Origin of the sequence: Pullulanibacillus camelliae (assembly GCF_014642655.1) — a bacterium.
GTDB lineage: Bacteria > Bacillota > Bacilli > Bacillales > Sporolactobacillaceae > Pullulanibacillus > Pullulanibacillus camelliae.
Genome location: NZ_BMIR01000034.1, coordinates 1 through 21,864, shown reverse-complemented (window position 1 = coordinate 21,864; position 21,864 = coordinate 1). Strand labels below are relative to the sequence as shown.

The 21,864-nt window shown below is 40.9% G+C and carries 19 protein-coding genes and 2 riboswitches; of the genes, 10 read left to right on the top strand and 9 right to left on the bottom strand.

Going from position 1 to position 21,864, the window contains the following annotated elements:
• Positions 1-209: 209 nt before the first annotated feature.
• Both IEW82_RS19235 and IEW82_RS19230 read right to left on the bottom strand, forming a co-directional pair.
• Positions 210-395, bottom strand: coding sequence for a hypothetical protein (locus IEW82_RS19235; protein WP_188698915.1), 186 nt, complete (start codon positions 393-395; stop codon positions 210-212).
• A gap of 269 nt (positions 396-664) precedes the next feature.
• Positions 665-763 (bottom strand): hypothetical protein, encoded by a 99-nt coding sequence (locus IEW82_RS19230; RefSeq protein ID WP_188698913.1) that lies wholly within the window; start codon positions 761-763, stop codon positions 665-667.
• 126 nt (positions 764-889) lie between these two features.
• Positions 890-1,035: riboswitch (cyclic di-AMP (ydaO/yuaA leader) on the top strand.
• Positions 1,036-1,181: 146 nt separating this feature from the next.
• Between IEW82_RS19230 and kimA the strand changes: the two genes are divergently transcribed.
• The 5 genes from kimA (at position 1,182) to IEW82_RS19205 (ending at position 6,289) form a co-directional block, all read left to right on the top strand.
• Positions 1,182-3,008, top strand: coding sequence for a potassium transporter KimA (gene kimA / locus IEW82_RS19225; protein ID WP_188698919.1), 1,827 nt, complete (start codon positions 1,182-1,184; stop codon positions 3,006-3,008).
• A 774-nt stretch (positions 3,009-3,782) separates the two neighbouring features.
• Positions 3,783-4,139 carry a hypothetical protein gene (locus IEW82_RS19220; RefSeq protein ID WP_188698911.1) on the top strand — a complete coding sequence of 119 codons (357 nt, stop codon included), beginning with the start codon at positions 3,783-3,785 and terminating at the stop codon, positions 4,137-4,139.
• A 26-nt stretch (positions 4,140-4,165) separates the two neighbouring features.
• Positions 4,166-4,303 (top strand): hypothetical protein, encoded by a 138-nt coding sequence (locus tag IEW82_RS19215; RefSeq protein ID WP_188698909.1) that lies wholly within the window; start codon positions 4,166-4,168, stop codon positions 4,301-4,303.
• Positions 4,304-4,497: 194 nt separating this feature from the next.
• Positions 4,498-4,911 (top strand): MerR family transcriptional regulator, encoded by a 414-nt coding sequence (locus IEW82_RS19210; protein WP_188698907.1) that lies wholly within the window; start codon positions 4,498-4,500, stop codon positions 4,909-4,911.
• 37 nt (positions 4,912-4,948) lie between these two features.
• Positions 4,949-6,289, top strand: a complete 1,341-nt coding sequence (locus tag IEW82_RS19205) for a hemolysin family protein (protein WP_188698905.1) — start codon at positions 4,949-4,951, stop codon at positions 6,287-6,289.
• A 375-nt stretch (positions 6,290-6,664) separates the two neighbouring features.
• Here the strand turns inward: IEW82_RS19205 and IEW82_RS19200 are convergent, their stop codons facing one another.
• A complete protein-coding gene (locus tag IEW82_RS19200) occupies positions 6,665-7,093 on the bottom strand; it encodes a cell wall hydrolase (RefSeq protein ID WP_188698903.1) in 429 nt (142 codons plus the stop codon).
• 199 nt (positions 7,094-7,292) lie between these two features.
• On the opposite strand from IEW82_RS19200, the gene IEW82_RS19195 reads away from it, so the two are divergent.
• A complete protein-coding gene (locus IEW82_RS19195; RefSeq protein ID WP_188698901.1) occupies positions 7,293-8,477 on the top strand; it encodes an MFS transporter in 1,185 nt (394 codons plus the stop codon).
• 828 nt (positions 8,478-9,305) lie between these two features.
• On the opposite strand, the gene IEW82_RS19190 is transcribed toward IEW82_RS19195, so the two are convergent.
• The 3 genes from IEW82_RS19190 to IEW82_RS19180 form a co-directional block, all read right to left on the bottom strand.
• Positions 9,306-9,497: a hypothetical protein gene (locus IEW82_RS19190; RefSeq protein WP_188698900.1), complete on the bottom strand. Its 192-nt coding sequence runs from the start codon at positions 9,495-9,497 to the stop codon at positions 9,306-9,308.
• A gap of 10 nt (positions 9,498-9,507) precedes the next feature.
• A riboswitch (cyclic di-GMP riboswitch) is annotated at positions 9,508-9,592 on the bottom strand.
• A 247-nt stretch (positions 9,593-9,839) separates the two neighbouring features.
• On the bottom strand, positions 9,840-10,046 hold the full coding sequence (locus IEW82_RS19185; protein ID WP_188698921.1) for a hypothetical protein: 207 nt from the start codon (positions 10,044-10,046) through the stop codon (positions 9,840-9,842).
• A gap of 117 nt (positions 10,047-10,163) precedes the next feature.
• Positions 10,164-11,429, bottom strand: coding sequence for an MFS transporter (locus IEW82_RS19180; RefSeq protein ID WP_188698897.1), 1,266 nt, complete (start codon positions 11,427-11,429; stop codon positions 10,164-10,166).
• Between the two features lie 520 nt (positions 11,430-11,949).
• On the opposite strand from IEW82_RS19180, the gene IEW82_RS19175 reads away from it, so the two are divergent.
• Positions 11,950-12,408 (top strand): hypothetical protein, encoded by a 459-nt coding sequence (locus IEW82_RS19175; protein WP_188698895.1) that lies wholly within the window; start codon positions 11,950-11,952, stop codon positions 12,406-12,408.
• A 487-nt stretch (positions 12,409-12,895) separates the two neighbouring features.
• Here the strand turns inward: IEW82_RS19175 and IEW82_RS19170 are convergent, their stop codons facing one another.
• The 3 genes from IEW82_RS19170 to IEW82_RS19160 all read right to left on the bottom strand — a co-directional run bounded on the left by IEW82_RS19170 (position 12,896) and on the right by IEW82_RS19160 (position 16,960).
• Entirely contained in the window at positions 12,896-14,350 is a 1,455-nt protein-coding gene (locus IEW82_RS19170; RefSeq protein WP_188698893.1) for a SulP family inorganic anion transporter, read from the bottom strand.
• Positions 14,351-15,148: 798 nt separating this feature from the next.
• On the bottom strand, positions 15,149-15,871 hold the full coding sequence (gene gpmA / locus IEW82_RS19165) for a 2,3-diphosphoglycerate-dependent phosphoglycerate mutase (RefSeq protein ID WP_188698917.1): 723 nt from the start codon (positions 15,869-15,871) through the stop codon (positions 15,149-15,151).
• 231 nt (positions 15,872-16,102) lie between these two features.
• Positions 16,103-16,960, bottom strand: coding sequence for a LysR family transcriptional regulator (locus IEW82_RS19160; RefSeq protein WP_188698890.1), 858 nt, complete (start codon positions 16,958-16,960; stop codon positions 16,103-16,105).
• 106 nt (positions 16,961-17,066) lie between these two features.
• Between IEW82_RS19160 and IEW82_RS19155 the strand changes: the two genes are divergently transcribed.
• From IEW82_RS19155 to IEW82_RS19145, 3 genes are all read left to right on the top strand, one after another.
• Entirely contained in the window at positions 17,067-18,287 is a 1,221-nt protein-coding gene (locus tag IEW82_RS19155; RefSeq protein ID WP_188698888.1) for a YbfB/YjiJ family MFS transporter, read from the top strand.
• Positions 18,288-18,489: 202 nt separating this feature from the next.
• Positions 18,490-19,563, top strand: a complete 1,074-nt coding sequence (locus IEW82_RS19150; RefSeq protein ID WP_188698885.1) for an NAD(P)H-dependent flavin oxidoreductase — start codon at positions 18,490-18,492, stop codon at positions 19,561-19,563.
• 515 nt (positions 19,564-20,078) lie between these two features.
• The gene (locus IEW82_RS19145; RefSeq protein WP_188698883.1) at positions 20,079-21,497 is read left to right on the top strand and encodes an MFS transporter; all 1,419 of its coding nucleotides are present in this window, start codon (positions 20,079-20,081) and stop codon (positions 21,495-21,497) included.
• The last annotated feature ends 367 nt before the right edge of the window (positions 21,498-21,864 follow it).

Genomic DNA, 21,864 nt, shown 5'->3' with positions numbered 1-21,864 from the left:
TAGACACAGAAAAACTCCCCTTACGGTAAAACAGATTTTTGTTTTTTAATCTGTCTACCGTAAGGGGAGCATATCATTTTGGTAGGTACCACTCTTAATTTACTGGGTTTTGTCCCAGCCTCTTTCGTCTATGTTATATGTAGTATATGGAGGATTGCAAGCTGATCTAAACGTGACCTCACTGGATGAAAACATCCATCGCCTGACATTCACCGCATGCCTCTTGACCGCACAGTCACAAGTCCAAATAATATTTTTTTCTTTAAGCGTCTCCTTTCTTTATGTAATGGACTATTATCCTTTCTCCAATGCAGGTATTGAACCACCTTTTTATGATTAAAATACACATGCGCAACACGCTGAGCTTCTTCAGTTAGATGAGAGCCATCGAACATGGCTTTTCCCCTCTCTTACCGATTTTCTCCTATCATGCTATTAAATAAAAAGGTTGACACCACCCGCTTCATTAGAAAACTTGGCTTATACTTCGACGCTTCGCTAAGTACAGCCTGATTTTGATACTTTCACACTCACACACTAAAGCTACCGCCAAGCCTCAAGTGGCGAAAGCTAAAGCCCAACCTTATCAGGAGCCCTCGCGATGTTATATAAAAATCCCCTTAACCGATGGCGTTAAGGGCTTGGCTTATGTTCAAAAATACTTTTACTGTTCGGGATGTGGGTTCCCGCATTCTTCATTAATTTGCTCGGCTAGTTCATCCAAAAATTCATCAGATAATAATGGATTTTTATCATTGTTCATGTGCATGCCTCCCCAAAAATACGCCTTCCCACTTTCTTATTTTTTCCCTCAATCTATGTTTTAATTCTTGCTAAAAAACATATTTACTTTTACAACAAACAGGAGTAATATAATTTCAGTTTCAAATTTCTAAAATCGCTGAAACCTAAGGTACGGGGGAACCATTCTTGAACGGATTGCTTGCTAATCCGCGGGGTGAATCCTTTTATAGGTAGGGCTACTCATGGCCCGAATCCGACAGCTAACCTCGTAAGCGTTATATGAGAAGGAAGGTGGAACTTGTGACACAACATTAAATGTGCCTACAGGTCTATTACCTCTTGGACTTGTAGGCTTTTTTGTGTTTCAACAAAATTAGAGGAATCATGAAAAATTGGGAAATAATATATGTGATTAACATCTAAGGTGGCTAAACATGATGCTTTCATCAATTAAAAGACTTCTTATTGGTCGACCATTAAAGTCAAATGAATTAGGTGAACAAAAACTAAGCAAAACTAAAGCCCTAGCGATCCTGTCTTCAGATGCCTTGTCTTCTGTCGCCTATGGGCCTGAGCAAATATTGATCGTATTATTTTCAGTTGGCGCAGCAGCCTTCTGGTACTCACTTCCCATAGGTATCGGGGTATTAATTCTCTTGACCGCACTGATATTGTCCTATCGACAAATCATTTTTGCTTATCCTCAGGGCGGTGGAGCGTATGTCGTTTCAAAAAATAATCTCGGAATGAATGCAGGGCTAGTGGCTGGTGGCTCCCTGCTGGTTGATTACATTTTAACCGTGTCAGTGAGTGTATCAGCAGGAACGGATGCTATTACTTCGGCATTTCCCGCCTTGCATCCTTATAACGTAGACACCGCGATTGTCTTTGTCATTCTGATCACACTACTCAACTTAAGAGGGGTAACCGAATCAGCTTCGATACTCGCCTACCCTGTCTATTTATTTATTCTAGCTTTATTTATCCTAATCGTTGTCGGCTTCTATCATCTGGCTACAGGAGACACTGCGCCTAACGTCCATGCAGCCATTGGGACTCCTGTACAAGGGATGACTTTATTTATCCTGTTACGTGCCTTTTCATCAGGAAGCTCAGCTCTAACAGGGGTTGAAGCCATTTCTAATGCCATCCCTAATTTTAAGGCCCCCGCAGCTAAGAATGCGGCAAAAACATTAATGCTGATGGGTGGCTGTCTTGCTTTTCTATTTTCTGGGATTGTCTTATTGGCTTTTTTGTATGGTGTGGCTCCAAATGAAGAAGTAACGGCTGTTTCGCAAATTGCTGAAGAAACCTTCGGCCGACATTTCATGTACTTTTTCATTCAAGGAACAACAGCATTAATTTTGATTCTAGCAGCAAATACGGGCTATTCTGCCTTCCCATTACTTGCGGTTAACCTTGCAAAGGATAAGTTTATTCCAAGGATGTTTCTGATCAGAGGCGATCGTTTGGGATATTCCAACGGGATTATCATCCTTGGGATTGCCTCCATCATTTTAATTCTAGCCTTTCAAGCTAAAACAGAGCATCTGATCCCACTCTATGCTGCAGGAGTATTTATCCCCTTTACCTTAGCACAAACGGGTATGATGGTGAAATGGCTCCGGGAAAAACCTAATGGTTGGATAACAAAATTTATCATTAACACTATCGGCGCAGCGATTTGTTTCAGCATTACTTTGATTTTCTTCATCACAAAGTTTGGGCAAATCTGGTCCATTCTGATTTTCTTACCTTTGATCATCTTGATATTTCATCGCATCAACAAGCATTACCAAGCGGTGGGAGAGCAACTGCGCATCACGACTTGTGAGGCTCCTATTACCATTGAAGGCAATATCATAATCGTACCCGTGGCTGGAATCACTCATGTTGTTGAAAACTCATTAAACTATGCCAAGTCGCTTTCTCCTGATCAAATCATCGCCGTTTATGTAGCTTTTGAAAAAGAAGCTGAACATCAATTTGAGGAGAAGTGGAAGGCCTGGCAGCCTGATGTCAGACTGGTCACCTTACGCTCTTATTATCGAAGCATTATCCACCCTCTCACTAAATTTATCGATACGGTGGAACGCAAAGCGAGCGAAGCCAATTATCAAGTTACCGTGGTCATCCCACAATTTATTCCTAAGCATAGCTGGGAGAATATCCTTCACAATCAATCCAGCCTGCTTATTCGAACGTTTTTACTGTACAGAAAGAATGTTGTCATCACGACCGTACCCTTTCACTTAAAAAAATAAGTCTTCCTGAGCATGACATTAAAGAAGATCGAGCACGTTAAGCCGATCTTCTTTCTTTGTGCCAATGGAGTGAATAGTACACGTTTCCGCTCCAGACCGTTCGCTTTCCTCTTACCCACACGATGTGGGTTGGGGCGGCGTTCGACACACCATCGAGATCCCGAAAAGTGCTTTTTACTTTTTTGGGGGTATTGAAGTCCCTAATGGATGTGACGGTTTGAGTCGAAGTGCCTTAAATAACGTGACCTTTTTACCCGAACGTCCTTAGTGACCTCCGCTCATTTTGGAATGGTTTTATCTGTGTTCCAAAGTATTTATGATTAAAAATCCCCTGTTCCTGCGTCTACGCGTATGGCTTCGAAGTCAGCTTTCTTGGAACAACTCGAGATTTACTTGTGAAATAACACTCGCCCCGTTCCCGAAGACGTCTCGGGCCTTGCGCTCCCAGCCACTTGACCAGGCAATGAAGCCTCTTCTATATATAATGATGCTCTCTATACTAAGGACAAGGACGGGCACGCTTTAAGCCCAGTTTTTCTTATACTATCAGAACATATAACCTCGCTGACGCTCATGAAAGAAGAGAGTATAAGTTTAGGCTTTGACTCTCTGCATCTGAGCTGGCGACAGCCTAAGTGTGTGATTTGTAAAAATCATATCAGGAGTCCCAGCGAAGCGGAGCAAGTCAAGTTTTCTAATATTTAGGAAGGTGTTTAGATAGCAAATATGTTACGATACTTATAATTACCACTCTTTCACTAAAAGGAGATTGACATGTCAATACAGGCGCCTTTAAGAACATGGCTTTATCTGTTCTTTTCTCTCTTTCTTCTTTTTTATGCCAATAAAGAGACCTTTCCTACAACACATTATAACGCGCAACACTATAGTGCCTACCACGAAAGCTCCGAAGTGTATGGCTATACGCATGAACAGCCGCAAAGCGTTCTGCTTTTACTTATACTGACGAATCCTGTTTTTATAACACATGAACGCTTTCTCAATACGAATGACTTGTTTAAGTCGCTTGCCCTTTTGATTCATCTCCTCCTTTTACAACGCATGTTACATCCGATTCGATGCAAGGCGATTTTTCTCATTTCTAGACCTCCGATGTATAAAACCATCTAATTTAACAGATACAAGGAGGTCATAGAATGACACGTCAAAAGAAGGCGTTAGACCCAAAGGAGCATCCTCTTAATAAGAGAGTAAGAAGGGAATTATTTAGCTCCCTCCTCTTCACTGTTCTTGTGACGGTAATCATGCTGCTTTTAAAATTTTTTATTTTCTAGACTTTATGTCCTTTTATTCCGAGAGAGCCCCTTGAACATTCAACACTCGCCATAACAACTGGCGGGTGTTTTGATATCCAAGCTATAGTATGTTGACATCTCTGGGATATATCCCAAAATGCAACGTACAACGTTCTGTTTTTAATCCAAATATAGTATAATACATAAAGAAGGGAGAGAAGCCCATTGGGAAGTTGTATAAAATAGGCGATATTTCCAAGTTAGCTCATGTTTCCAAACGAACGGTAGATTACTATACTCAGCTTGGCCTATTAGAAGCTGAACGCTCAGCATCCAATCATCGGTACTATACTGAGGATGCAATTAACGACATTCACATGATCATGAAATATAAAGCGCAGCACTTCACCTTAGACGAAATAAAGGAAAAACTCGCTTTAAAAAAGACCTTGAACAATGATACGGTTTATAAATCCCTTGAAAATTTAAGCGAACACATGAAGCTGTTAGATGAAGACTTTGTGCAATTACAGGCTTTAATTGACTGCTTAGATACACGTCACTTGCGCTATCTCAATAAGAAAATTAATACAGAGGGTAAAGCCTTGTTACAATCATGGACGCTATTTTTAAAAGAAATGACTTAAGAGGAGGTGGACATCCTTACCTCTGGTAAGGATGATTTTGAGTATAATCAACCTATTATTTATACTAATTTTGATCATCATTAGTGCTTACTTTGTTGCCGCGGAGTTTGCCATTGTTAAAGTTAGAAAAACAAAGATTGACCAGCTTGCTAGCGACGGAAACAAAAATGCAAAGGCAGTACAAAAGATTTTAACTCATTTAGATGGTTATTTGTCTACCACACAATTGGGTATTACAATCGTGTCTTTAATCATTGGCTGGATCGGTGAGCCAGCTATCGGACATCTGTTACATCCGGTGATCACAGCGTTACATTTACCAAAAGAGCTTGGCACCAGCCTGTCGATTATCGTTGCTTTTGTGTTGATCACCTTTTTCCATGTAGTGTTAGGTGAACTCGCTCCAAAATCGTTTGCCATTCAAAAGGCGGAAGCCATTAGTTTAGCCATTGCTCGACCATTGATTGTATTCAACACCATTATGTATCCCTTTATCTGGATTTTGAATCAAAGCTCCATGCTTTTTGCCAAACTATTGGGGTTATCTCCAGCAGCGGAAAACGAAACGGCTCATTCGGAAGAAGAATTAAGATTGATTGTCTCTGAGAGCTACAAAAATGGTGAAATTAATAGCACAGAGATGGAGTATGTCAATAATGTCTTTGATTTTGATGACCGTGTGGCCAAGGAAATCATGATTCCGCGTACGGAGATCATATGCTTGTTTTCTGAGAACACCCTAGAAGAAAATATTGCGATCTTAAAGGAAGAAAAATATACAAGATATCCGGTGGCTGACACAGATAAAGATCACATTTTAGGGTATGTCAACATTAAAGATATTTTCACAGACTATTTACAAGAAAAAACGCGCCCCATTAATCAATATATTCGTCCTGTAGCCATCGCTATAGAAAATATGCCTGTCAATGAATTATTGAAGAAAATGCAGACAAACAAAACGCATATGGCTATTGTCGTTGATGAATATGGTGGGACAGCGGGTCTTGTGACAATAGAAGATATTTTAGAAGAAATTGTTGGTGAAATCCAAGACGAATTTGATATCGAAGAATTACCGGACGTCCGAAAAATAAATGGCAAAGCATTACGCATAGATGGCAAAGTGCTTATCTCTGATATCAATGCAATGTTTGGGTTAGATATTGATGACACTGATATTGACACGATTGGCGGCTGGGTATTGTCCAACGAGGTGGATGCCCAAAAAGGGACGGTCATTCCCTATGGTGATTATGCTTTTGAAGTGACCCGCATTGAAGGGCACCAAATTAAAGAAATAGAGCTAAAAAAATTGAATGATGAAGCCATCTCGATCATGACTCACCGTGATCTCTCTACAGAGAAGGCCCTATAACTCACCCCTCACAACAAAAGAGGCTGCGTCGAGTTGTTCCGAGAAAGCTGACTTCGAAGCCATACGCGTAGACGCGGGAACAGGGGTTTTTATTCATAAATACTTGGAACACCATTCATCCATTCCAAATGAGCTGAGGCCACTCAGGACGATCGGCTAAAAACGTCACGTCCTGTGACAACGCCGACCCTACCCACATCGTGTGGGCATGAGGAAAGCGAGCATTCTGTAGCGGAAATCAACCTTGCCAGTTCCGATGACAAACAGAATTTTATACTTTTTAATTCAAAAGAGTGGTATCCACCAATTTTTGGTAGTTACCACTCTTAATTTACTGAGTTTTGTCCCAGCCTCTTTTGTTTTTATGCTCCCCATTTAAAACGTATTATAAACATTTTCACATGTTCCAGCTGTAGGTTCATAAAAACAATGACTTTTAAAGCGCCCAACCAATGGCTGATCATACCATGTTGCTGGACAATCTCCAGGAGGTTTAAAATACCAAAGACTGAATTTGGCAGGCCAATTCCTTTCGCCATTAATACATCTTCGGGCTAGACGCTTTTCAACGGGTCTTGCTCTTTGATAAAAATAGCTATATAAAACTGCTTCAAACGCGTGGGGCTGATAAATCATTTGCGAGATCGTACGAATTCCAGTAAAGTCGGAACAATTCGCTCTTATTCGATTGATCCCCACATTGCCAACGAGTAATTGCCCCTGCTGCCCCTCCCCTTCCGCTTCAGCTCTCAATAATCTTGCCAGTAAATCAATATCAGAAGATGTCGCTTTTACAACAGGCATGCTGTTCAGCTCCTAAATTCTTTTATTAATACATATGATGGAGGGCTCAAAACATTCGAACACCAGCCCAAAAACTCTGTCACCCAAATAAGGAAACTTTAAAGGGAGGGATATTGATTCTGATGAGAAGTGCAAGTGAGTTGAATAAGGGAAGCGAAAATGATTACATAGATTTATATTATATGAGAAGGAGTTTTCTATGGAAAGCAAAAGTTCGAGCAATAAATATATGTTATGGGCACTTGGTCTGGGTGGCTTTTTGGTGAATGCCGATAATCGTGCCATCGCCCCCATGTTACCTGCAATGGCAGCAAGTCTGCACACAACCGCTTCGTCAGCAGCTCTTCTTGTAACAGCTTATTCCATTCCTTATGGAGTATTTCAGCTCGTCTATGGACCGATCGCTGAGAAAATCGGCAAGATCAATACCATCCTCGTGGCTCTATGCTTATTTGCACTTGGAACAGTCCTTTGCGGTATTGTTCATGTATTCTCTTGGCTGTTAGTCCTACGTATTCTTACAGGTTTATTTGCTGCCGGCATTCTTCCGACAACGCTCGCTCAAATTGGTGATTGGTTTGAATTGGCAGAAAGACCACGAGCCATTGCTCATATTATGTCATTCTCCACAACCGGGCAAGCCATGGGCATTGTTATCGGTGGATTAGTCGCTCAGTTTTTTTCGTATCGCATTCTCTTTCTTTTACTCGGGTTAGCATGTATCCCTACCCTCTTCGCTATTCTTCGTGAACGTCGGCGTGAATCGATACCAAAAGCAAAGGAAGCGACGCCGCTATTCCAGCGATATATTAGTCTTTTTAAAAACAAACGTTCTTGGCAAATCTATGGGTTAGTGCTTTGCGAAGGATTAGTCTTTTATGGGGGGTTCACATTTCTAGGAGTCTATGGAGTGGCGACTCTACACCTGTCTTACTTTGTCATCGGACTCTTGACCGCCACGTACAGCGTCGGTGCATTTGTCGGAAGCAAAACCATTATCACAGTCTTAAGAATCATTGGAACAAGAAGAATGCCAGTGTTCGGTTCAGGCTTGATGACCCTCGGATTCGCCCTCATCTGGGGATGGCAAAGTGTAATTGGATTAACGATAGGCTTTATCATTCTTGGCTTTGGATATAGTTACTGTCATTCAACCTTACAAACCTTCGCCACTGATCTATTGCCAAACGGTCGTGCTACCGCTGTATCTATTTTTGCGTTTTCTCTGTTCCTAGGGAGCGGTCTAGGGCCCGTCTTCTTAGGGAAAATTTTTGATGATTATGGTTCAAGCATCATGTTGGGAACATTGACAATCAGTACAATCGTCTTCAGCTGCCTATGCATGACACTTTTAAAGCGAAAACCCCAACCTAAGACGCTCTAAAACTTTTAACAGTATCAGCGGCATATTTTACATGTCTTAGAAAACTTGGCATGCACCGCTCTGTCCTCCTGATGTGATTTTTTCAAATCACATACTAAAGCCTTAGCTGGCGAAAGGCAAAGCCTGAACTTATACTCTCTTCCTTCATGCGCTTATGCGTGTCAGCGAGGTGTAAATTCTGATCGTTATAAGAAAAACCGGGCGAAAAGCATGCCCGGTCCTTGCTTGATATAGAGCATTATCCAATATGAAAGAGGCTTCGTTGCCTGGTCAAGTGGAATGGAGCGCAAGGCACGAGATTCGGAACACTCTAAAATCGTGTGTTCCTCGGGCGCCGCTGACGCATGATGCGGAGACTAGAGTTCTGCGGGAAGTGGGAGATCGGTAAGACCTTAGCAGCGCGAAGGCGCGCGGGGGCTTACCACTCCCCCGCGGAAAGCGAGCGGCCTGGAGCGGAAATCCGCACCGTCCCCATGATCAGAAATTTTATACTTTCTTTTCTTTCCAAAAAGACCCAAAGCGTTAAGCTATGGGTCTCATTTTTGATGTGTCTCTTTCTGATCATGTGCTAAAATCTTCATTATCAGCAGCTGACTCGCACCGATTAAAGCCCTTTCATTTAATGTGTCAATTCACCGGCGTGATTCCGGCTTTTTTTAAAACGAACGCTAAGCGTAAAAAGCACACTCATTCTCTTACCACTCATGAAATACCTGCATGGTTTGAACTCGCCGTTTGATTTACAATGTCTATAATTTATATTGAGATCCCCATCCTACTGGGGATCTTCTGAGCTATTGACTGATAAAAAGCCAGTTAAGAATCATCTTAATTTATTTCATCGATTTGATGGATACTTATATTCACAACACTACTTTGATCCACGTTATAAACTAAAATGACGTCTTCTTTTACTTCTAATATTCTCCCCCATATCGTTATGGGACCTTTTCTAGGTGCGATATAGCGTATATTGACTAACGCACCTTTTTGGCTTAAATCCTGAAGAATATTTTTCATCCTACAAACCCCCGGCAATCCGGCCACCCTATCTATAAAGACTTAGGTCCGTGATTTTGTGTCCTTACCTTTCGACAAGTTTACCTTTATTCTATTTATTATGAGCTTGGGATAAACACCACATCTTTTGCATGAACGCAATCTTTTTCCCTTCATTATTATCGGCTTTTAAAACCTAATCTTAATACCTAATAGAATGACATCGTAAAATTTTATGAAATAAATGATATATAATTACCCCCAACCTGATGGCTGGAGTTTTTTATTGCTATCATATAATGGCTTAAAAGCTATCCTTGCTGACTCATCTCATAATATTATCAGCCTCTCCCCCTGCAGTAATCAGGAGGCCACCGTTGCTCGCTTAATGAGCTTCCAGCTTAAAATATTGTCAGTGGAAAAGGTTCGGATAGATTGCTTGGTATAGCAATAGGCGACAAGCAAGGCACCACGCTGACTGATCACTTTTATCGTTCTTTGACTCATATCCCCATGCTGATCAAGGTAAATCATTTCAATGATATCACCAACATGCTTTTTAATAGCCACTTCCACACCACCTCTAGAAAGAACCTTTGTTCCTATTATATACGAATGTCTGTTCTTTATTCAATGGTGTTTTATGGAAAAAAGATCAATAATACATCTTCCCTATAATAGATTGTCTTAACATTGATTCCTCTTATTTTGAAGTAACTGTATGCCTTCGAGTTTATGAATAGGTAAATCCTCTGGCGTCATCCTTCGCACTCTCCCTACCAATAAAGGAAGAAGTGCCGCAATGATAAAAACACCCCCTCCCACTGTTGCCACAGATGGATAGCTAAACTTCTGAGCTAAGGGTACAGCTAATATCTCACCCATTGAGATGGTGACAAAAGAGCCAAAGTCATCGAAGGCACATACCCGAGAAAGCATCTTTTCTGGAATGGCTTGCTGTAAAGACGTATCCCATGTCATTCCCGAGATGCTCGAGCCAATCCCTGCAACTATAGTAAAGAAAATAAGGATGGTTAAGGGAAAGCCTTGACCGAGAATAATCATAGGGATCCCAGCTAAGGAAGTGGCAAGCATAGTTCCAAGCAATGGACGCCGCAATTGGATTCTAAACATCACTAAGCTGGCGATCAAAAGTCCTACCGCCCGCATACTCAGTGTTAATCCCCATCCAGCAGAACCGAACGAATACTTTGCAATAATTGGACCAAGGACTTGCCAGGCACCCATTTGGACTGGATTCATTAGTGCAAAAGCACATGTTATAGACCATAACCAGCGGTGGCACTTGAAATATCCCCAGCCCTCTCGCATCTGTTGGAGCAGCGACTGATCTTTCGTCACTATAGAACGGGAAGGTATGTGAACTGGAATCATGCAAGCACAAGCGATAAAAAAGCTGGCTGCATCTATCGCAATCCCCCAGCCTCCTCCCAGTATCGCGGCAAAAATCCCCGATAGAATCGGACCAACAATCTTTGCAGCACTTCTCGAGGTACCGAGGAAAGCATTGGCCTGTTTAATATCCTGACTATCAACAATTTCTGGAATAATCCCGCGCATAGCTGGGGATGTGAAGGCTTCTAAAACACCATTTAAAATAGCTAACGGGAACAGCCAATACGGATTTGCCCCGATAATGACAACAATCGCAATACCCGTTTGGGCGCTGCCTGAAACAAAGTTACTAAGAAGAATCAGCCGATCACGATGGTAACGATCTGCAATACTACCACCAATAAGTAGCATCAAAATGCTAGGCAATATTTGTGCAGCAAGAATATTGCCTAACAGATGCTGACCCTGATGAACTTGAAGAACCGCAAACGCTAGTGCCACAGGTGTCATTGAACTACCAAATAAGGACACCGTATGCCCCATATAGAACCAGCGAAACTGGCGACTAGCAAGGGGTCCTTTTTCCATTTTCATCATATTATTCACTCCCTCTCTTTCATTCAAGCTAGGCAGCACCCGCTTCTGTATTCCCAATGCCATCTTTTATTTTAACGTCTTACTTACAATAAATCTTTTTTTATAAAAAATATAGACTTATATTAATCTTTCAATTATAATAATATTATAGATGTTAGGGAATAGCCCCTTTACTTAAAAGGTAGCACAAATCGAACATCCATTCGTTTTGAAAACAAATCACATAAAAAAGACGATTTCCCACACGTTTTATTAGAGGGAAAATCGTCTTTTATTCTTATCAACGCTGCACCTATTGAGCTATGAAATAAAGTTCTCTATTTTTTAAAACGCATGTTCTAATGAAATGACATTGCTTTGAAAACATTATTATTCGAATTGTCGTCGTCTAGCTTAAGCCTACCCTCGTACCAAGCTATATTCTCATATTAATTATAATCATTTAAATTACCCCCCCATATCATTGTCGATATTTAACAAAGCTTCAACGCTAAACAAATTGTTAAGGAGGTCATAAAAAATGCAGGTCGGTGCCCCCTCTTCGCAGGATACCCAATACCTGTCCTCACATGTTAAAGTAACTCGTCCCTCTACAGGAGCCAACGACTTAGCTTCTATTCATGAAGCGACAAGACATACACAAGACCTTAATACAGCTGAACGTGATCCCGCAGCTATTTGGAAGGAACTTGCAAATAAATATGATGTGCGCAAGGCGACATTGGATGATGTAAAGGCCATTGCACATGCCTTATATGATGCAGGGGAAATTTCTTTGAAGAATGTTGCTGTTTTGACCTTTGACAATGAAAAAACAACGAACCATTTGAAACAGTTTGCTCCTGCTTCCATTTCAAATTCATTTGATATGAACGAAACATCATCTAAAAGTAATGGTGAAAGAGACTGGATTGCCGATTTTGAAGCTAGGGCACAAAAGGATTTGAAGTACGGAGGCTCTGATGAGTTATCACAATAGCTTACAAGGACTCGGAATTCTACAGCATCTCGCTCAATGATTAAGCAGACCTATTAGAGACTGGGTCTCCCATTTATAGTAGCAAAATGAAAAATCCTTCTACATTATGCTAGAAGGACTTTTCGCTATCTTCTCCCTATGGAATGCATTCACTTTTCTAGCCCTCCCTGCCCCCTTACAGTTGGGACATTTCCCAGCAAAAAGTGTTTGGACCTTTTTGAGCTAAAAGTTAAATGAGAGGGATCGTACGTAGCAAGGGCCTTTTTTAAGGCACGCTTTTTGTTAAAAGGGGCTTGTCTTTTGTTAATTTGAGAGGGACTCTTGTTCAATGCACTTCTCTTTTGTTACGGTCATGCCGAGACACTACACCCTTGGCGATTGGCAAGAGTTACATACTATCATCCCTATATAGGTCAGCGGGAAGTGATACATTCTTACAGCAAAAAAAGAGGTCTCAAAAGTCTAATTTTTGAAACCTCTTTTTTGTTTAATGTCCTGATGGACGACCTAAGCCAATCTTCTTAATGATCGTTTGACTCTCTGGATTAAGTCCAACAATATTAACCTCTTTATTGCGTGCCTTATATTTATCGACTACTTTGGCAATGCCAGTCACAGCGGAATGATCCCAAATGTGGGAATATTGAAAATCAATAATAATTGTGTTCGGATCATTGTTAATATCAAACGTATCAATAAAGTGACGCATTGTGCCAAAGAACATTTGTCCTGAAATGGTATAGGTTTTAATGCCTGCCTCATTTTGTCCTACCGTCGCCTTAATGCTTGCGATACGCCAACCAAAAATAAGGGTACTAATAATAACTCCAATGCATACACCAATCGCCAGATTATCTGTTGCTACAACAATAATGACGGTCAAAATCATGGTTATTGCTTCGGCAATCGGCATTTTGCGAATGTTGATCAATGACTTCCAATCAAATGTGTTGATGGAAACCATGAACATCACACCAACTAAGGCACCCATTGGGACGTTTTTTACAATGGGGCTGAGCAAAACGATAAGAATCATTAAGAAGACTCCGGCAATAAAAGTAGATAATCTTTTACGGCCACCTGATTGTACATTGATAATGGACTGTCCAATCATGGCACAGCCTGCCATTCCACCAAAAAATCCCGTCACTAAATTAGCTAATCCAAGACCTCTTACCTCTTTATTCTTATTACTTTTTGTCTCTGTATATTCATCGACAACGGTTGCCGTCATCAATGTTTCTAGAGAGCCAACAACTGCCATCGATAAGGAATAGGGTAAAATAGTCATCAGCGTGTGCAGGTTGAGAGGAACAGCTGGAAGATGGAAAATTGGCAGATTGCTCGACATATGACCAAGATCGCCTACTGTCTTAACATCAACACCGGTTGCATATTCAATCATTGTCATGATTATAATTGCAATAAGTGCAGCGGGAACAGCTTTCGTGAATCGCGGAAGGATATAAATAATAGCAAGTGTTCCCGCAACCATGGCATACATTGGCCATGTTGCCCCATGAAAATGAACGAGCTGTGCCATAAAGATCATAATCGCTAATGCATTGACGAAGCCCAGCACAACGGATTGGGGAACGAAAGTGATAAACCTTCCAAATTTAAACAGACCAAAAAGAATCTGAAACACCCCCGCAAGTACTGATGCAGCAAATAAGTATTCGACACCGTTTTTACTAACTAATACACCAACAAGCATGGCGACTGAAGCTGTTGCTGCCGAAATCATCCCTGGACGCCCACCAAAGAATGACAGGATAACAGGAATAATAAATGACGCATAAAGCCCAACCATTGGGTCTACCCCCGCTGCCAGTGAAAAGGCAATGGCTTCTGGAATGAGAGCAAAGGAAACCGTCAAGCCGGCTAAAACATCATTTTTGATGTTAGAAAACCAGTTGTCTTTAATTGTCTGTAAGTTCATTTCACACCCCATTTATTTCGTATTGCCTTCCGTCAATAGAAAGCGAATCCGAACACAACCAAGATAGTATAAGCCCAATTCATCCATTTGACAAATAACTCACCAATCAATTTAAGCGCATACATTTAAAAATGCCTTTCATATGCGCGCAAATGCTTTTATTTAGTTAGAATACACGTAGAATCTATCAAAAAATGGGGTGACTCTTGGTGATTCCTTCGCACTTCTCATTTATTGGGGGCAACATGGACTGCCTTACAAAAATAGAGATCGCCCAAGAGTTAAGAAAAACCGGGCGAAAGCGTGCCCGCTCCTTGTCTAGCTATAGAGCATCACCCAATATGAAAGAGGCTTCATTGCCTGGTCAAATGGAATGGAGCGCAAGGCGCGAGATGCGGAACACTGTAAGATCGTGTGTTCCTCGGGCGCCGCTGACTCATGATGCGGATACTAGAGTCCTGCGGGACGTGGGAGATCGGTAAGACCTTAACGAGGCTTACCACTCCCCTGCGGAAAGCGGCGGCCTGGAGCGAAAACGTGCACCGTCCTCGTGATCAGAAATTTTATACTATCTGACCTTTTTAAAAAACTTGACTCGCACCGCTTCGCTGGTACTCCTAATGTGATTTTTGCCAATCACACACTTAGGTATCGCCAAGCCTTAGATGGTAAAAGCCAAAGCTACACTTATACTATCTTCCTTTATGGACGTCAGTGAAGTTATACATTTTGATAGTATAAATTAAACCTCATTCAGACGGCACTTCTCACCTTTTATATTCACTTTCTGTCCAAACACTAAAGTGTCTTAGGAATAGTGCCGTCTGGCAATGGCCCCTCTTTTCCCAAATAGTAGTGCCGAATGGGTCTGACACTGCTATCCAGTTCATATACAAGCGGCACGCCGGTAGGAATGTTTAAATTGGCAATACCATCTGCAGGGATATCATCCAAATATTTGATCAGAGCACGTATACTATTGCCATGGGCAGAAATGATAATCTTTTGACCCGCTTCGATTTGCGGTACAATATGATCGGTCCAATACTTGACAACTCTCTGTTCCGTATCTAAAAGATTTTCCGTCAAAGGAATGTCAACATCTTTATACTTTGGATTGTCTGCTTCATATCTCGGATCGTTCTTATCTAGTGCAGGGGGTTTTACATTGGTCGATCTTCTCCACAAATGCACCTGTTCTTCTCCAAATTTTTCCGCTGTCTCGGCTTTATTTAAGCCTTGCAAGGCACCATAATGTCTTTCATTCAGCATCCAAGTTTTATGTACCGGAATCCACATCATATCCAGTTCATGCAAGGCAATCCACAGTGTTCGAATCGCCCTTTTGAGGTAAGATGTAAAAGCGACATCAAAGCGATAACCATTTTCCCTTAGAATAATGCCAGCCTGCCGCGCCTCCTTAAGCCCCGCTTCTGACAAGTCAACATCCGTCCATCCGGTGAAGCGATTCTCTAAATTCCAAAGACTTTGGCCATGACGAATAAGTACAATTTTCATCAGACGTACCCCTTTCCTACTTGCTCATTATTATTGTAACTCAAATTGAAAGTAACTTACGTCATCATCATTTGGATCATATTATAGCAATGAATTGACTATCTGTTATTATCCTATTATCCATCCTCTAACGCCCTCACCCCATAGAAATCTGAGCCAGCACGCTCTTGGATGCCTTCTTTAAAAATAGCCGTCTTCTCATCCACTGCAGATGTCTTGCAAAAGATTAAGTCTTTATGACTCAACCGCCTTATCTATCGCTTCTATAAACCTACTTAAAGCCGGGGATAAGAATGCATCTTTTCTGCGAATAAGAACCGTTGGAACAAGACTATACTCGTCTGGTATTTTCCGGACATATACGGGATATTTTCCTCGTTCTACTACTTTTTTGGGAAGGAGAGAAATCCCCAGTCCTGCAGTAACACAGCCTAATATTCCCTCTAATGTCCCCAATTCAATCATTTTTCGAGATTGTATACCCAAATGATCAAGGTACTGCTCAAATCGCTTTCTATAAGAACAGCCCTCACGAAAGCCCAATATGGTGAGTGAATCTGAAGGAGCCATATTTACGCTCTCTGTTTGTGAGACAATAACCAGTTCTTCTTTAATCACAGACGATTTTTCAAGCAAAGGATGTTCAATTGGGCCAGCGACAAAAGCGGCTTCAAGTTCATGATTTAATACTGAATCTATTAAATATTTTGTAGGCCCACTAACCAATGAAATATCAACGTTTGGATAGTGTTGGTGGTAAGTCATCAAGACAGACGGCAGTCGCGTAGCCGCTGTGGTTTCCATCGCTCCAATTTTAAGTGTCCCATTCGGCGTTTCAGTATCACGTAAAATGTGTTCAGCTTCATCCCACAAATTTAGAATCTGTTCAACATATTGGAGCAAAATTTCTCCATTGGTCGTTAATACCATACCACGAGATTGTCTATCGAACAAAGATGTATTGAATTCATTTTCTAAATGTTGAATTCGCGTGGTGATATTGGATTGGACATACCCAAGAGCCTTAGCGGTTTTTGTTACACTCCCTGTTTTCGCTACTTTGGCAAATATACTTATATCCTTTAAATCCACCAGCTGCACCTCCATAATCATTATTAATGATCTCACTTATCTCATATAATCATTTTACACGATATCACTAGAGGATTAAACTCATAGTGATGAAAGGAGGTATAGTATGTCATTTGAAAAAGGAAAAAATTTGAGCACTGCTGAGATAGAGGTTTGGTTCCAGGTGATCGCTGGCTTGTTCGCCTTATTTATCGCAATGGGCGTCGGAAGATTTGCGTATACACCCATCCTTCCGCTTATGCAGTCCAGCACCCATTTTTCTAACGCTATCGCTGGGTATCTTGCCTCAAGTAATTATATCGGCTATTTAATTGGTGCCTTTGCAGCAGGATCTATTCCTTTCATCCATCGCCATAAGCTACAGAGCTTTCGCTGGTCTCTTCTGGTCTGTGTTGCAACAACTGGATTCATGGGATTAGGTCATACGGTGGGACTTTGGTATGTCTTACGTTTTCTTTCAGGGCTTTCAAGTGGATTGGTTTTTGTCCTTATTTCAAGTATTGTCCTCGATATTTTAGTTAAAAAAAATCAGCTAAAATTATCTGGAGTGCTGTATGCCGGGGTGGGCTTAGGAATATCCATAACTGGGGTAATCATTCCTTTATTAAACCATCCATTCGGCTGGCGGGGAACATGGTTAGGGCTCATGGTTTTGACCATTCTATTGGGGGTACCGACAATGCTATGGTTAAGAAAAGACCAGGCAGAAATTAGCCCACAACTGCCCAGCAAGGCAAAATCCGTCAATGAAAAGCGGAGCCCCTTTTTCCTATGGTTAGTCATCGCTTACGGCTGTGAAGGGATAGGCTATATTATCACGGGAACATTTATTGTTGAAATTGCTCATCACACCCCCATGCTCAATGGTTTAGCGACTTATTGCTGGGTTTTAGTCGGTCTTGCAGCAATCCCTTCGACGGTATTATGGACATTTGCATCTGACAAATGGGGAAGAATAACTGTATTAATCATCGCTTATCTTCTTCAAGCCTTTGGGGTGATCTTACCCGTAATTGCTCCCAACGCATTAGGGATATTCATCGGTGCAATCTTATTTGGTGGTACCTTTGTCGGGATCACAACCATGGTAAATAATCTTGGAAAAGCATTAAACCCTCATAATAGCAGTAAGGTGATTGGGATTCTGACAGGAGTTTATAGTGTTGGTCAAATTATTGGTGCAACAGGTGCTGGGCTACTAGCAAATAAGCTGGGGGGTTTCACTTTGCCCATTTTGCTAGCTGGGGCTTTGCTTATTATTGGTGTCGCTTCTCTTTTAGTGGGAATATTTATTTCTAGAACCAAACGAATGAATCGGTCTTATTAAATGGAGACAGCTTTTTATGCTATCAAAATGTATAACTTCGCTGACGCACATAAAGGAAGAGTATAAGTGTAAGTGTAACTTTGACTTTCGTCATTAAAGCTTGCGGGCACCCTAAGTGTGTGATTGGCAAAAATCACATCAGGAGTACCAGCGAAGTGGTGTAAGCCAAGTTTTCTAATGTCATTATTCTGAGGTGGAAACTATGAGTAGGCTAAAAAATGCAATGACTGAGCTTCTGCACATTCAATATCCAATCATCCAAGCCCCTATGGCAGGTGGCATCACCACTTCACAATTGGTTTCAGAAGTAGCCAATGCGGGAGGTTTAGGCATGATCGGCGCGGGTTATATGACCCCCCAGCAAATCAAAGCACAATCTGAGGAAATTAAGCAATTAACGCCGCGACCTTTTGGCATTAATTTATTTGTCCCTAATGCATTTAATGGTTCAGAGGAGTCCATCAGATCAGCGACCATGTCTTTACAGCTTATACGTCAAGCAATCAATGCGCAACAGCCGGACTCTATTGATATTCCACAGTTCGATCAACTGGTAATAACTTTTAATGAGCAGATTAAGGTCATCATTGAGGAAAAGATACCTATATGTTCATTTACCTTTGGACTTCCTTCCGAGCAAGTCATCGCAGAGTTAAAACAACACAACATTATTTTAATTGGAACTGCGACAACTGTCTCTGAGGCCATCGAAATTGAAAACAAAGGAATCGATTTAGTGGTTGTTCAAGGCAGTGAAGCTGGAGGCCATAGAGGAAACTTTATGAGTAACACTCAACAAAGTTTAGTTGGATTAATGTCATTAATTCCCCAAGTGGTCGATCATGTCAATATCCCTGTTATCGCTGCGGGAGGCATTATGGATAGCAGAGGTGTCATGGCTTCCCTTTGTTTAGGCGCACAAGGTGTGCAAATGGGGACTGCTTTTTTAACCTGTACCGAAAGCGGTGCTAACCCAGTCTATAAAGACGCTATATTAAGCGCCAAAGAGGATCAGATTGTTTTAACGCGTGCATTCTCTGGTAAATTCGCAAGGGGAATATTCAATCAATTTATTGCACATATGCAGCCATACGAAGCCGCTTTCCCCGACTTTCCTATTCAAAATGCTTTAACTAAAAACCTAAGGAAAGCAGCTGCTTCACAAGGCAATAAAGAGTTTATGTCACTTTGGTCAGGACAGAGTCCTCGACTCGCTAAAAATCAAAGGGCATCACTGTTAATCCATTCAATCATTAAGGCATTAAAAGATGCCTAAAAAGCACTTTCGGCTGTTCTCTCGTAATTGTGATTGTAAGCTTATTAAAACGGACTCGAACTAACACATCTCCCGTTCGAAAAATGTAGAAAGAAGATTTCCCTTTATTTCTCCCCTGTCATAGATACTACCTAGCTATTACCATTTAAGGATATAGCTAGGTTTTTTACACGTCCTTATAAATATCCACTTAATACCATTGTTATTAAATAAAACAAATGAGGATATCTCATAGAAACTTTTGGGATATTAATAACGAAGCGGATTTTTTCTAATATGAACGGTGAGAATGGGTGCTTCACTACCTTTAAAAAAGGGTATAAATGAATTATATCGCTATTATCCTCACTTCCTTTGAAGCAAATCTTTCCCATTTCACACAAACATATGTTACGGTTATTAACGTGTCTTTTTATTACATAGAAATTACAAAAAAATTTCACACCAAAAAGCCCTTGAATTATGGGTTTAAGACAAGGAAAATATATACAATGTTAAGGAGCTGACATCATAAAATGAAATTCAATAAGAAAAAAATTAACGTTGTAGATATTCAACAAACCAAAAAAAGTGTATTTGCTACTGGCGTGGGAAACGCGATGGAGTGGTTTGATTTTGGCTTATATTCTTATTTAGCAGTCATTATTAGTCAAAACTTTTTTAGTGCCGTGCAGAATGATGAGCTGAAATTAATGTTCACCTTTGCAACATTTGCCATTGCCTTTTTAATGCGTCCATTAGGAGGGGTGATCTTCGGGAAAATCGGAGATAAGTTAGGACGAAAGATCGTTTTAACCATCACCATTATTCTCATGGCATTTTCCACACTCCTTATTGGCCTATTACCTACATACAACCAAATCGGCATTTGGGCCCCTATTCTGTTGTTAGTCGCTAGAATTATTCAAGGTTTTTCAACGGGTGGCGAATATGCTGGTGCGATGGTCTATATTGCAGAATCCTCGCCAGACAACAAGCGTAATGTGCTTGGAAGTGGATTAGAAATAGGCACGCTTGTAGGTTATATCATTGCTTCACTGCTCGCGAGTATCCTCTTTATCGTTCTATCCGATCATCAAATGGCCACATGGGGATGGAGAATCCCGTTTCTACTTGGATTACCCTTAGGGCTTATCGGCTTCTACTTAAGAAGACACTTAGAAGAAACACCGATTTTTGAAAATGAACTTTCCGAAGAGGGTATTCAAGAAGAAAGCTTTTTGTCGATATTAAAGCATCATAAAAAGGATGTTTTTGTATGTTTTGTCGCAGTGGCCTTCTTTAACATTACAAACTACATGCTGTTATCCTACATGCCGTCTTATTTGGATGAGATCATTGGCTTATCTAGCACAGTCGGCACCGTACTTATTACAATCATAATGATTATTATGGTTCCTCTTGCCCTCATGTTTGGAAAACTAAGCGATATCATTGGAAACAAGACGGTTTTCTTAATTGGTTTAGGTGGGCTAACACTATTATCTGCTCTCGCTTTTTATTTAATAAACTTAAATGGGTTAATTTTTGTCTCTTTAGGCATTCTGATTTTAGGGGTGATGCTGTCAACTTATGAAGGGACAATGCCTGGAACCTTACCAACAATGTTTTTTACAGATATTCGTTATAGAACGTTAGCTGTCACCTTTAACGTCTCTGTTTCGATATTTGGTGGGACTACCCCACTCGTTTCGACCTGGTTGGTTCACCAAACGAACAATAATCTATCCCCTGGGTTCTATTTAACGATCGTCAGTATCATCGGATTTTTAGTGATATTCTTCCTATTCAATAGCACTTCAGGAAAATCCTTAAAAGGCTCACATCCAACCGTTGCTACTAAAAGCGAGTATAAAGAAGCTGTTGAAAATCCAAAGGATTCATTATGGTGGCAAGAAGAACTCAATGAAAGACGAGAAGATAAGGAAGAATAAATCACATCAACAGGGCTGGGGTAGAAGGATTCAGCTCAAGGAGACGCCAAACGGATAGAATTTGTGAATGAATCGCCCCTGTCAAGTAGACGGCGGAAATAATAAAATAAATTTAAGCGGCTTTAGCTCGATATCCCATAGGGCTAAGGCCGCTTAATCGTTTTAATAACGTTCGTATGGGGAACATCTGCTGTCAAAGTAACGAGGCCAAAGAAAGTTATTTTCAATTAACACTTTGCAAAATGAAACCACTGAAAAATGGGATCACGTATAATTAAGTTCGCAAAAATAGAAAAGAGGAAAAGCCATCGGCAACTCCGAATAGGTAAGTGACCAAACAAAACCCAACAAGGAGTTGAAACGATGG